Genomic DNA, 14,215 nt, shown 5'->3' with positions numbered 1-14,215 from the left:
TAAATCCCCCAAAAAACAACTCTCCTTGGGGGATTTTTTATTTTTATATTTTATTTATATTTTTCAAAAAAATTTTCTATGTTTTCACGTTTTTCAGATACACTTCCTTGTATCATAGGGTTTTTACCTCCACCCTTTCCACAGAGAGCAGTGTTCATTTCCTTTGCAAAAATTTTCATGTCAATATCTTTTCCATATACAACATATTTATATCCCTTTTTGTCATCACCCGAAAATACACAACACATAGAACATTTTTCAGAAAGCATTGTACAATATCTTCTTATCAAATCACTATTTTCAATATCACAAAAATCAATTATAAATTTGTTATTATCAAAATTTGAAGCCCTGTTTTTCAAAATATCAATATACAAACCAAAATTAATTGATTTTTCATTTTCAAGATTTTTTAATGTATTTTCAGCATATAATGATACATTTTCAACCTTTGCAGAGAACATCTCGGACATTTTATAAATATCTCTGTTCTTTTTTCTGTAATCTAACAAAGCTCTTTTTCCACAAAGCATTGTTATTCTTGTACCACCTTTATAATTTTGAGATGATATAATTTTTATTATGCCTATCTCCCCTGTTGTTTTAGTGTGAACACCGCAACAAGCACAAATATCATAATTTTCTATACTAACAATTCTTATATCTCCCTCGATTTTCTTTTTACTTCTGTATTCAATATTTTCAAGAGTATTTTTATCAAAAAACTCACATTTTACAATTATATTATCAAAAACAGCATTGTTTGATACATCTTCAACTTTTTCTAAGTCACTATCAGAAAGAGGTCCATCAATATCTATAACTACACTGTCATTGTTCATATGAAAACCAACATTGTTAAATCCAAAAATACTGTGTATAACTCCTGAAACTATATGCTCACCTGTGTGTTGTTGCATAAAATCAAAGCGTCTTTCCCAGTTTATACTACATTTTACTTTTGTTCCTTTTTCAATTTTTTGTTTTGAATAGTGTAAAACTCTGTCATTTTTCTCATGGGTATCAAATATTTCAATATTATTTATAAATCCAATATCTCCCGGTTGTCCACCACCTTCAGGATAAAAAGCTGTTTTATCAAGTTCAATATAAAAACAGTCTTTACCCTCTATACAATCAACAACAACTGCCGAAAACTCTTTGACATACCCATCAGAATAATATATTTTTTCTGTCATTATGCTCATTCTCCCACTGATTTTAAAAGTTCTCTTACAAGTTTTTCAGATACAGCATCATAACACTTTTCATTTTCACCTATTCCAAAAGCATAGGACACATTTTGTCCCTTTGTTGTGTTATCAAAAATCCACTCTTTACATGAGCTGTGTACCTGACTTATTCCTGTATAATCCATAATTTCTTTTGCATTTTTATAATTTATTCCACTTCCTGCAAGAATTTCTATTTTATCACCATATTTTTGTTGTAATTCTTTTATAAGAAATCTTCCATCATAGGCTTTTTCTTTAAGCCCACTTGTCAAAAGTCTATCAACTCCCATATCAATTAATTTTTCTATTGTTTCATAGGGATTTTCGACACAGTCAAAGGCTCTATGGAAAACGGCTTCTTTTCCATATTCATGTATTATATATATAATTTTCTCATTCTGATACTGATTTATAGTGCAATCATTATTAAGACAACCAAAAGCTATTCCGTCAGCTCCTCTTTTTACAAGCTCTATGCAGTCTCTTTCCATAACATAAAAATCTTCATCACAATAACAAAATCCTGCTCCTCTAGGTCTAACCATAGCAACAATTTTAAGACCATTACAATTTTCTTTTACAATTTCAAGAGTTCCTATTGAAGGTGTAAGTCCACCAAGATTTAAACCACTGTTAAGTTCTATCCTCTTAGCTCCTCCTTTATATGCCATTAAAGCATCGTAAAAACTGCCGCAACATATTTCAACCATATTAAATTCACCTCTGTAACAATAAAAATTTTTATATATTATAGCATAAAAAAACAGACTATAAAAATATAGTCTGTTTTTTAATATTATTATTCGTCTTTTCCAAGCTCACCTTCTGTTGCAGCAACAACAACAGAACAAGCAATATCACCTGTTATATTTGTAGCAGTAGGAGCCATGTCTGTTATACGGTCAATACCTGCAACAAGTCCTATACCCTCAACAGGAAGTCCAACAGACTGTAAAACCATTGAAAGCATAATCATAGCAGAACCAGGAATACCAGCCGCACCAACTGATGCAAATGTACAAGTTAAAACAATTGTAATCTGCTGTACCAAAGTAAGCTCTATACCATAAACATTAGCTATAAAAAGAGCACATATACCCTGATATATAGCTGTTCCGTCCATATTGATTGTTGAACCAAGAGGAAGTACAAAAGAACTTACAGACTCTGAAACTTTCATTTTTTCTGCTGACTGCATTGAATATGGAAGTGTTGCAGAACTACTTGCTGATGTAAAGGCAAATACTATTGCCTCAGCAGAATTTTTGAAGAATTTTAAAGGACTTATACCTGAGAAAATTTTTACAGAAAGTGAATAAACAACAACTGCATGAACTATACAAGTACCATAAACAACAAGAACAACACTTGCAAGAGGTAAAAGAACACTTATACCATTTTCAGCAACAACAGGTGTTATAAGAGCAAAAACTGCAATAGGTGTAAATTTCATTATAACTCCTGTTACAGCAAACATTATTTCAGCCATACCGTTAAAGAATTTAAACACAGGCTGAGCCTTTTCACCTACAATTACAATTCCACCACCAACTATTATTGCAAAGGCTATAATCTGAAGCATATCACCGTTTGCTATTGACTGTATTGGGTTTGAAGGTATTATATTTATAAGAGTATTTATAATTCCGGGATTTTCAGGTATTGTAACTTCTGCCACAGTTCCCTCAATAACAAATCCTTCACCGATATGAAAAACATTAGCTGCAATTATACCGAATGTGGCAGCAAAAACTGTTGTACAGAGGAAATAAACTACTGTTTTTCCGCCAATTCTTCCTACACTCTTTGCGTCTCCTATGCCACATACACCAACTATTATTGATGAAAAAACCATAGGAACAACTACCATTTTAATGGCATTTAAAAATAATGTTCCAAAAGGGCTTATAAAAGTCTTTGCGATATAAGCATTATTCCCTCCAAGAATAGAGCCTGCTATAACACCACAAATAAGACCTATAAGCGTCTTTATGGGCATACTTAATTTTTTTTCTGTTGTCATTTTAATGTCATCTCCTTTTTTGCATAAAAAATCATTATATATGTGTTTTATTCAGTTATTTTAAAATTTAAGTATATTTTTATTTCCCCAAAAATAACAACACGCTTATAAATTTACCACTTTTACGACCTTTTAACAATATTTTTTTAAATATTTTTTAAAAAAATACAAAATAAAATAATAAAAGCCTTCCAAAAGGAAGGCTTTTAAAGCGAATATTTATTCAAACTGATTGATTTTCCAAAACAAAATTTTGATAATACTGTCCTCTTGTCACTGCATAATCTCTTGCATCAACCTCTATTGACTGTTGTTCATACTTTCTAAATTCTTCTTCATCGGTCAAATCATCTACCATTATATAGTTGTCAAAATTTTCTTTCCAACTTCTAGCATCGCTATAATAATAATTATTCTGTGCATTCTTATCTGACCAATCAATAATACTTACAACATTATGCTGATATGCATGGCGGCATTCATGGAGTATTAAATTTAATGCCTGACCACCTTCAATAGTATTTAATATATCTGTATTTACATATATTTGTTTTTCAGCTGGATTATAATATGCTAAAATTTCACTTTCTGTTGAATATGATGAAACTTTAACATTTGGAACAGACATTTTTGATGTTTCTAAATTTACTATTGACTGAAAAACATCAAGTTTTTTATCTGTTTCAATATCTTTCCAATTTTCAGCAAATATCTGTTTTACATATTCACCACTATCTTCTAACATTTTTTGTTCTTCTTCAGCAGTAATATTATTAGATTGAGCTTTAACTTCAGGCTTTATACTATATCCAGAAATACCGTTTTTATGAAGCTGATATGCTGCTGGTATTAAAAGAATTACAAAAGATGTAAATATTAAAAATCTAAAAAATCTTCTTTTATATTTATTTATGAGTTTTTTTGATGGTTTAACTTTAATATTATTTTTAGTATTCTTATCAGTTTTTAAATTTGCAGTTTTTTCAGGATTATATCTCCTATTAACGCGAACATCTGAAACAACATTATCTTTCACAGAATTATCATCTGTTTTTACATTTTCATTTTCTGATTTATCATTTTGTTCTATATTCCCATTATCTTCATTATTGTCTATTTCTGAAGAAATACTATGATTAGACTTTTCTTTAAACATTTTCATAAGTTCTTCAATATCATTCAATGGTGCTTTTTCATTTTCTTCTAACTCTTCTTTTTTTACATCTGTATTCTCAGATGAATATTCTTTTATATCTTTTTTTGTATTTTCCTCTATATTTTCAGGTTTAACAATTTTTTTATAGTCTTCATCTGTATTATATAAAATTTTATCTAATTTTTTTCTTTTTCTTTCAAGTTTCATCTCTTCTGCCATACATTGTTTATAACATCTAAAGGCAAAGAAAATATTTAAAGCTATTAAAATTAAAAATGCAATTAAAGAAACTATAAAATTATACTGAGCAAGAAGAATTACAAGTATAATCTCCATTTTTGCCAAACTATACACAATTATAGTACCTGGTGTTAAGAATGCTTTGGCTTCTATTATGACAATAATATCAATAATAAGCATTAAAACAATCATAGTAATTACAAACATAACAGGAGAAATTTTAATATTTAATTGTTTTATAAAAAAATCCGCATCATTTGTAATCAAAGGATATAAAAAAAACAGTGTCATAATATCCACTATACGTGGAAATATATAACTAACGGAATTATTTTCAAACCCAATTTCATCATTCATATAATGAAAACCCCCTTCTAAAAATATGTAGTTTGTTATAATTATACATTATATTTTAATACAAGACCATACAATTTAATACAAAAAATATAAAAAAAGGACATGTAACCTCTTTTAAAAAGAGACTACATATCCTTTAAATTTAAAAAATATTATTTAACAACGAAGTTTACAATTCTTCCTGGAACATAGATTTCTTTAACTATTGTTTTTCCTTCTATTTTTCCTCCAAGAAGCGCTTTAGCTTTTGCAAGAACTTCATCTTTAGCTTCCTCTTTACCTACTGAGAGACTGTCTTTAACTTTACCATTAATCTGTACAGGTATTTCAACAGTTGTAACAGTAAGTTTTGACTCGTCACATACAGGCCAACCTGCTTCAAATACAGATGTATCGTGTCCAATCTCTCTCCACATTTCCTCTGCAATATGAGGTGTGAAAGGTGCAAGAAGTGTTATAAGTGTCTCAAGAGACTCTTTGTCAATTCCATCTGCATTTTTAGCAACATCAATCATCTTGTTTGTATATTCCATAAATCCTGATACAACAGTATTCATTGTGAGAGCTTCAAGACGTGATGTTATCTCATAAATCATTTTATTTCTTGCAAAATCCATTTCTTTTGTAGCAGGAACAATTTTATCTTTATATCCTGCAACAAATTTCCAAACTTTATTGAGATAACGGAATACACCGTCAATTCCACTATCATCCCATTCAGAGTCTAATTCTGGTGGTCCTACGAAAAGTTCATACATTCTTAATGAGTCACAACCATATTTTTCAACTAAAACGTCAGGAGATACAACATTTCCTTTTGATTTACTCATCTTAAATCCATCTTTTGTAATCATACCCTGATTGAAAAGTTTCATAAATGGTTCATCAAAGCTTACAGCTCCAATATCATAAAGAACTTTTGTATAGAAACGAGCATATAAAAGATGTAATACAGCGTGCTCTATACCTCCAACGTACATATCAACAGGAGCCCATTTTTCAAGAGCTTCTTTACTTGCAAAAGCTTCTGTATTATGAGGGTCTGTATAACGAAGGAAATACCATGAAGAACCAGCCCATTGTGGCATTGTGTTTGTTTCTCTCTTAGCATCAGCACCACAAACAGGACACTTTGTATTTACCCATTCTTCAATATCTGCAAGTGGAGATTCACCTGTGTCTGTTGGTTTATATGACTCAACATTTGGAAGAACAACAGGAAGCTGGTCTTCTGGAACAGGAACAGCTCCACAATGTGGACAATGTACAATAGGAATAGGCTCGCCCCAATATCTCTGTCTTGAGAATACCCAGTCACGAAGTTTATAATTTACAGTTTTCTTTCCAAGTCCTTTTTCTTCAAGATATAAAGGAGCTTTTGCTTTTGCTTCAGAAGCTTTCATTCCGTTCCATTCTCCGGAATTAATCATAATTCCATCGCCTACATAAGCCTCTGTAAGTTCGCCATCTTCTTTTCCTTCTTCTTTTATAACCTGAATTATAGGAAGGTCAAATTTCTTAGCAAATTCAAAGTCTCTCTGGTCATGGGCAGGAACACACATGATTGCGCCTGTACCGTAATCAGCAAGAACATAGTCTGAAACCCAAATAGGAGCAAGAGCACCATTTAAAGGATTTATGCCATATCTACCTGTGAATACACCTGTTTTTTCTTTATCTGTTACACGGTCAACAGCTGATTTTGTTGAAGCGAGGAAACAGTATTTTTCCATTTCTTCTCTCTGTTCATCTGTTGTAATTTTCTTTACAAGTTCATGTTCTGGTGAAAGAACCATGAATGTTGCTCCGTAAAGTGTGTCTGGTCTTGTTGTGTATACAGTAATTTTTTCATCTGTATCTTTAACTTTAAAGTCAACCTCTGCACCATAGCTTTTTCCAATCCAGTCAGACTGCATTTTTTTAACTTTTTCTGGCCAGTCAAGTTTATTTAAGTCATTTAAAAGTCTTTCAGCATAAGCTGTTATTTTAAGCATCCACTGACGAAGATTTTTCTTTGTTACAGTAGCACCACAACGCTCACAAACACCGTTTGTAGCTTCCTCATTAGCGAGAACACATTTACAGCTTGGACACCAGTTAAGAGGCATTTCTTTTTCATAAGCAAGTCCCTGTTTGAACATCTGAACAAAAATCCACTGTGTCCATTTGTAATATGAAGGGTCTGTTGTGTTTACTTCTTTATCCCAGTCATATATTGCACTTATATCATGAAGCTGTCTTTTTGCATTAGCAATATTCTGAGCTGTTGCAATAGAAGGGTGTATATTATTTTTTATAGCAAAGTTTTCAGCAGGAAGACCGAAAGCGTCCCAACCCATTGGGTGAAGAACCTGATATCCCTGTAAAACTTTGTAACGGCTTATAACGTCACTTAAAACATAACCTCTCCAGTGTCCTACATGAAGACCTGAGCCTGAAGGATATGGGAACATATCAAGGCAATAATATTTAGGTTTTTTTTCATCTTCTTTGTTAATAGGATTTTTCTCCCATTCTGCACGCCATTTTTTTTCAATTTGGCTGAATTCATAGCGAGTATTCATAAAAATTTCCTCCTTAAATAAAAAATCCTCCGCCTCAGTTTAGAGACGAAGGATATATCCGCGTTACCACTCTAGTTTAGTTTTATTATAAAAACCACACTCAAATCCTTTAACGCAGGTTATACGTCGTTTCCTACTTATTCTTTATATAAAAACTAAAGATTTTCAGAACGAAGCTCCAAGGCGAGTTCAAAAAAATATCATTACTGTCTTACACCTTCCGACAGCTCTCTAAAAATGATATAATATTTACTACTCCTTTTCATAGCCTTTTTTGTCTTTTCAGATTATATTTATACCATAATTTTTGACAAAAATCAATAGACATATAAAATTTTTACACAATTTCACAAAATATATACATACATAAAAACTATATGAAAGAAACTTCCTCCCATTACAAACAAATGGAATATATCGTGGAAATTGACATATTTAAACTGTAATCTCTTACTTTTAAAGGCATATATTATAGCACCAACTGTATAAGTTACACCGCCTAAAGCAAGAAGTATTATTCCTCCCAATGGTAAAGCTTTTTCAAGAGGCATAAATGCTATCATTACAAGCCAACCCATAGCTACATAAATTGCTGTTGAGAGAAATCTTGGAGCATTAAGCCAAAATATCTTTAAAAATATGCCTAAAAAAGCAATACCCCAAACAATAGCCAAAAGTGTATAACCCCATTTTCCTCTTAAAGGTACAAGACACACAGGTGTATATGTTCCTGCAATAAGAACAAATATCATTATGTGGTCTATTCTTCTTAAAATTGCTGTGTGTCTCTCATCAGTCTTTACAGTGTGATAAATTGTACTTGCACCATAAAGTAACATTAAAGAAACACCAAAAATTAAGAATGCAAAAGAAGCTACAAAATTTCCATCCTCCAATGATTTATATACAAGAGTAATTGTAACCGGTATAGACATTAAAAATCCTAAAAAATGTGTAAACGCACTTATAGGGTCTTTTACTTTTTTCTCTATAATTTCACTCATATTAATTCCTCCTTATATAGTTTTAAAAACTACTTATTATAATATAGATATTGTATCATCTATATTAAATAAAAGCAATACGTATATATAAATATATTTTTTTTGAAATATGTTGATAACAACATAAAATTGCTATATAATATTTTTGTTAATACTATATTATGAAGCAAGGTGATGAAATGGACAGTTTTATAGAAAAACTGCAAGGGGTAATCGGAGAGGTTACATCAACGGATACCATAGAAATAACCGATATTCCAAATATAGATTTATATATGGACCAGGTGACCACATTTATGGAGGAAAGCCTTAAGTCTTACAAACGTTATACTGACGACAAGGTTTTGACAAAAACAATGATTAATAATTATGCGAAAGCGAAACTTTTTCCTTCGCCTATAAAAAAGAAATATACCCGCAATCATTTAATGCTTTTGGTTATCATATATCATCTTAAATCAATACTTTCCATAAATGATATAAAAAGGCTTCTTGCTCCTGTGACAAATACAATAAAGGGCAGTGAGAGATGTGAGCCTTTAGAAACTGTATACCGTTATTTTACCGCTCTGCAAAAATTCAACAAAGATAATATACTTATAAATGTTGAAGTTCAGAAAAAATTTTTTGAGCGAGAAGATATAGCTTCTCTTAAAAACAAAGAAGAAGTTGTTCTTATTTTAACCGTTCTTTTAGTTGCCATTCAAGCAAACACAGAAAAACGTATTGCAGAGAAAATTTTGGACAAATATTTCTAAATTAAAAAAAGCCATCTAAAATATAGATGGCTTAAATCATTTCTATTTAATTTCATTCACCATTAACAGGTATTTTAAAATCACTTACCATTTTTTTATAACACTGACTACATATATCAAAAGAATGTTTTTCTCCGTCAAAATCCGAATTATACCCCCACTCCTTTTCTATATGTATATAATCATTATAATATCCGTAAATATCTTTTTTTATTTCCTCACCACAAACATTACAAAACACTTTTTCAATTTCAATCTTTATATCAATAGAATTTTTTAAAACTTCCATAGACCAATCCCCCTTTATGTGACATAATTCTATCATATATTTTTGAATAATTATATATAAAATATTTTCCTTTAGTGCTAAAATGTATTTACTAAAGGTTGAAAGGAAAATTTTATGGAAAACATTAAAAAATGGTATGAATATTTAGAAAACTGTAATGTATGCCCTAGAAAATGTAATATTAACAGAACTAAAGGTGAAAGGGGCTATTGTAACAGTGGTTATAATATAAAAGCGGCTCTTGCATCTATACATAACTGGGAAGAACCTGTTATAAGCGGCACAAGAGGCTCAGGAACAGTATTTTTTTCCGGCTGTAATCTTAGATGTGTTTTTTGTCAAAACTATGATATAAGTAGCGAAAACAAAGGAAAAGAGATAACTATTGAAAGACTAGCAGAGATATTTATTGAACAACAACAAAAAAATGTACACAACATAAATCTTGTATCACCTACTCATTTTATACCCCAAATAAGAGAAGCCCTTATAATAGCTAAAAATAAAGGACTTAAAATTCCAGTTGTATATAATACAAATGGTTATGAAAACGTTGAAATGTTAAAAACTTTAGAGGGTTTAATAGATGTATATTTGCCAGATTTAAAATATTTTGATAAAAAATATTCTCTGGAATTTTCCTCTACTTCTGATTATTTTGAAAAAACAACAGAAGCAATACTTGAAATGAGACGTCAACAGCCTAAAGATGTTTTTAATTCTGAAGGAATTATGGAGAAAGGTTTAATAATTCGTCATCTTGTTCTTCCTGGCTGTAAAAATGACTCTTTCAAAATAATAGACTGGGTAAAAAATAACTTGGGAACAGAAACTTATATGTCAATTATGAGACAGTATACACCTATGTATAAAGCCAAAGATATAAAACAATTAAATAGAAAACTTACAACATTTGAATATGAAAAAGTTACAGATTATTTTATTGAAAAAGGCATGAAAAATGGATTTTCACAAGAAAAAATGTCTGCCACATCTGAATATACTCCTATTTTTGATTTATCAGGAATATAAAAAAGCCGATATAATATCGGCTTTTTTAATGTTTATTATTCTTCTATGAAAGATACAAGTAAATCTCCCTGACTTACTTTTTCTCCCTCTTTTACATAAATCTTGTCTATCATACCATCTACTTTTGAAACAACACTTGTTTCCATCTTCATGGCTTCTACTGTCATAAGAACAGTGTTCTTTACAACTTTGTCCCCTTCTCTTACAAATATCTTTCCTACTGTACCAGGGATTGAAGAACCAAGATGTGAAGGATTGTTTGCATCAGCTTTAGGTCTTCTGTCACTCTTAATTTCAAGGTTCTTATCAAGGACTTTGATTTCACGGATAGAACCATTTATTTCAAATGAAAGAGCTCTTTTTCCTTCTTCATCAGGCTCAGACATATCAATAAATCTTATTGTTATTTCTTTACCTTCGCCAATCTTAAGAACTGTCTCCTCACCTTTTCTGAGACCATAGAAATAAACATGACTTTCAAGTCTTGTTACGTCATTGTAATACTCAAGATGTGTACAATAATCATCATATACCTTTGGATATAAAGCATAACTTATAACATTTCTTGAGTTTACTGATTTAATTTTATTTTTTTCTAAAATATGTTTTTTAATTTCTTCAAAATCAACAGGTGGTAAAAGTTCTCCTGGACGTTTATCAATAGGTTTTTTACCTTTAAGAACAATTTTCTGAAGTTCTTCTGGGAAACCACCGTCTGGCTGTCCAATATTTCCTGAGAAATAATCAACAACAGAGTCTGGATAAGATAAATCTTTACCCTTTGTGAGTATATTATCTTTGTTAAGCTCGTTCTTTGACATGAATATAGCAAGGTCACCTACAACTTTTGATGAAGGAGTAACCTTTACAATGTTTCCTAAAAGGTCATTAGCTTCTTTATAGAGCTGTTTGATTTCATCAAAGTTATCAGCAGAACCCATATCTTTTACCTGTGCAAGAAGGTTTGAATACTGACCGCCAGGTATTTCATATTTATAAATTTCAGTATTTGGAGTTTTCATTTCACTCTCAAAACCGCTATAAATCTTTCTTACTTCACCATAATATCTGCTGAGTTCTCTTATTTCATCACTGTTAATTCCTGTATCTCTCTCTGTTCCTGCAAGAGCTTCAACAACAGAGTTCATAGAAGGCTGACTTGTAAGTGTACTCATTGACTCAATAGCAAGGTCAACAATGTTAACTCCTGCCTCAGCAGCCATAAGAACTGTACTTACACCGTTACCTGTTGAATCGTGTGTATGAAGGTGAAGCGGAATATTAAGTTCTGATTTAAGAGCTGAGAAAAGTTCTTTTGCAGCATATGGTTTTAAAAGTCCTGCCATATCTTTAATAGCAAATATATGACAACCAAGAGCTTCAAGCTCTTTAGCTTTATTTATATAGTAATCAACTGTGTATTTCTTTTCGTTAGGATTTAAAATATCTCCTGTGTAACAGATAGCACCCTCAACAATCTTTCCTGTTTTAAGAGCTTCTTCAATAGGCATTTTCATATTTTCAATCCAGTTTAAACTGTCGAAAATTCTGAATACATCAACGCCTCTTTCTGCTGAAACTTTTATAAACTCTCTAACAACATTGTCTGGATAGTTTGTATATCCAACAGCATTTGATGCACGAAGAAGCATCTGTATAAGTGTGTTAGGCATTTTCTTTTTAAGCTGTTCAAGTCTTACCCATGGAGACTCTTTTAAGAATCTATAAGCAACATCAAATGTAGCTCCGCCCCAAGCCTCAACAGAGAAACCATTAGCCATAGCAGCATTAGTTGCAGGTGCAGCTTTTAAAAGGTCTGTTGTTCTCATTCTTGTAGCCATAAGTGACTGATGAGCATCTCTCATTGTTGTATCTGTAACATAGAGTTTTTTGTCATGCATAAGTTTCTGTGTAAACTCTCTTGCACCAAGTTTTAAGAACTCATCTTTTGCACCGTAAATTTTCTTTTCTGTATCAAATACAGGCTCTTTTATAGGCTCAAAGTAAGGTTTTTCACCCTTAGACTCATTTACAATCTTATTTCCAATAAATTCAGCAATCTTTGTAGCTCTGTCCTGTCCAACAGCTATATTAAATAATTCAGGTGTTTTTTCTATAAATGTTGTAGCACATTTACCTTTCATAAATGCTTCACTCTGAAGAACGTTTATAAGGAAAGGAATATTTGTTTTTACACCTCTTATTCTTGTTTCTTTCATAGCTCTTACAGCTTTTCTTACAGTAGTTTCAAAGTTTCTATCTGTTGCTATTATCTTAACAAGTAAGCTATCATAATATGGTGTAATTTCAGCACCTGTATAAGCAGTACCACCGTCAAGTCTTATACCATTTCCGGCTGCTGAACGGTAAACAACAATTTTTCCTGTGTCAGGAAGGAAATTATTTGCAGGGTCTTCTGTTGTAACACGCATCTGTATTGAATAACCGGAACAATGAACGGCTTCCTGTGAAGGTATATTTATTTCAGGTGAATTTAAAGGATAACCTTCTTCAACAAGTATCTGTGTCTGAACAATGTCAATTCCTGTTACCATTTCAGATACAGTATGTTCAACCTGTATACGTGGGTTCATTTCTATAAAGTAATAATTTTCATCAGCATCAACAAGGAACTCAAGAGTACCTGCGTTTTTATATCCAACATATTTTGAAAGTTTTATAGCATCGTTGAATATTTTTTCACGAGTAGCATCGCTTATTGTGAAAGCAGGAGCAAATTCAACAACTTTCTGATGTCTTCTCTGAACAGAACAATCTCTGTCATAGAGATGAACAACATTACCATATTTGTCTCCCATAATCTGAACTTCTATATGTTTAGGGTCTCTTAAATATTTTTCAATGAATATCTTGTCATCACCAAAGGCTTTTTTGGCTTCGTTTCTTGCTTCTTCAAATTCTTTAGGCATATCTTCCTTTGAATTTACAATACGCATACCTCTACCGCCACCGCCGTTTGATGCTTTAAGCATTACAGGGTATCCGATTTCATCAGCAATTCTCATAACTTCTTCTTCGGATTTTACTGAATGGTCAACACCTGGTATAATAGGAACTCCACATTTAATAGCATTCTGTTTTGATGATATTTTATCACCCATTGCATACATAATTTCTTTTGAAGGTCCTATAAATGCAATTCCATTTTCTTCACAAGCCTGTACAAACTCTGGATTTTCTGATAAAAATCCGTAACCTGGATGAATTGCGTCAACACCTTTTGACTTAGCTATTTTTATAATTTCATCTATATCAAGATATGCATCAATAGGTCCTTTTTCAGGATTAAGCATATATGATTCATCAGATTTTGTTCTGAAAAGAGAATATTTATCCTCTTTAGAGAATATACCTACTGTTTGTATTCCAAGTTCGTTTAAAGCTCTAAAAACTCTTATTGCAATTTCTCCACGGTTAGCAACAAGAACTTTTTTGAACTTTTTAATTCTCACATCGCTCATTAAATTTCCCCCTTTTGTTCACTCTATAAATACACTTGTTTACCACTGTCAATACAAAGTCTATTTTTTGATTAT

The 14,215-nt window shown here is 31.4% G+C and carries 10 protein-coding genes and 1 other annotated feature; of the genes, 2 read left to right on the top strand and 8 right to left on the bottom strand.

The window, feature by feature from the left end; all coding sequences use genetic code 11:
* Window positions 1–50: 50 nt before the first annotated feature.
* The 6 genes from B5E58_RS04350 to trhA form a co-directional block, all read right to left on the bottom strand.
* The gene (locus B5E58_RS04350) at window positions 51–1,199 is read right to left on the bottom strand and encodes an alanyl-tRNA editing protein (RefSeq protein ID WP_158097665.1); all 1,149 of its coding nucleotides are present in this window, start codon (window positions 1,197–1,199) and stop codon (window positions 51–53) included.
* Between the two features lie 5 nt (window positions 1,200–1,204).
* On the bottom strand, window positions 1,205–1,945 hold the full coding sequence (locus B5E58_RS04345; RefSeq protein WP_088108466.1) for a copper homeostasis protein CutC: 741 nt from the start codon (window positions 1,943–1,945) through the stop codon (window positions 1,205–1,207).
* An 89-nt stretch (window positions 1,946–2,034) separates the two neighbouring features.
* On the bottom strand, window positions 2,035–3,258 hold the full coding sequence (locus B5E58_RS04340) for a dicarboxylate/amino acid:cation symporter (protein WP_088108465.1): 1,224 nt from the start codon (window positions 3,256–3,258) through the stop codon (window positions 2,035–2,037).
* A 223-nt stretch (window positions 3,259–3,481) separates the two neighbouring features.
* Window positions 3,482–5,011, bottom strand: coding sequence for a hypothetical protein (locus B5E58_RS04335; protein WP_088108464.1), 1,530 nt, complete (start codon window positions 5,009–5,011; stop codon window positions 3,482–3,484).
* Window positions 5,012–5,163: 152 nt separating this feature from the next.
* The gene (gene leuS / locus B5E58_RS04330; RefSeq protein WP_088108463.1) at window positions 5,164–7,575 is read right to left on the bottom strand and encodes a leucine--tRNA ligase; all 2,412 of its coding nucleotides are present in this window, start codon (window positions 7,573–7,575) and stop codon (window positions 5,164–5,166) included.
* A 38-nt stretch (window positions 7,576–7,613) separates the two neighbouring features.
* Window positions 7,614–7,850, bottom strand: a binding site (T-box leader).
* A gap of 72 nt (window positions 7,851–7,922) precedes the next feature.
* Window positions 7,923–8,579, bottom strand: a complete 657-nt coding sequence (gene trhA, locus B5E58_RS04325; protein WP_088108462.1) for a PAQR family membrane homeostasis protein TrhA — start codon at window positions 8,577–8,579, stop codon at window positions 7,923–7,925.
* A 161-nt stretch (window positions 8,580–8,740) separates the two neighbouring features.
* Between trhA and B5E58_RS04320 the strand changes: the two genes are divergently transcribed.
* A complete protein-coding gene (locus B5E58_RS04320) occupies window positions 8,741–9,337 on the top strand; it encodes a DUF1836 domain-containing protein (protein WP_242956592.1) in 597 nt (198 codons plus the stop codon).
* 52 nt (window positions 9,338–9,389) lie between these two features.
* Here the strand turns inward: B5E58_RS04320 and B5E58_RS04315 are convergent, their stop codons facing one another.
* Window positions 9,390–9,626 carry a hypothetical protein gene (locus B5E58_RS04315; protein WP_088108460.1) on the bottom strand — a complete coding sequence of 79 codons (237 nt, stop codon included), beginning with the start codon at window positions 9,624–9,626 and terminating at the stop codon, window positions 9,390–9,392.
* A gap of 114 nt (window positions 9,627–9,740) precedes the next feature.
* On the opposite strand from B5E58_RS04315, the gene B5E58_RS04310 reads away from it, so the two are divergent.
* Window positions 9,741–10,658, top strand: a complete 918-nt coding sequence (locus tag B5E58_RS04310; RefSeq protein ID WP_088108459.1) for a radical SAM protein — start codon at window positions 9,741–9,743, stop codon at window positions 10,656–10,658.
* Between the two features lie 35 nt (window positions 10,659–10,693).
* Here B5E58_RS04310 and B5E58_RS04305 read toward each other — a convergent pair whose 3' ends face one another.
* Window positions 10,694–14,140: a pyruvate carboxylase gene (locus B5E58_RS04305; protein WP_088108458.1), complete on the bottom strand. Its 3,447-nt coding sequence runs from the start codon at window positions 14,138–14,140 to the stop codon at window positions 10,694–10,696.
* Window positions 14,141–14,215: the final 75 nt, after the last annotated feature.

The organism is Tyzzerella sp. An114, assembly GCF_002161055.1.
Lineage (GTDB): Bacteria > Bacillota > Clostridia > Lachnospirales > Anaerotignaceae > Fimicola > Fimicola cottocaccae.
The sequence above is the reverse complement of the archived record's forward strand: the minus strand, read 5'-3'. Positions and strand labels throughout refer to the sequence as shown.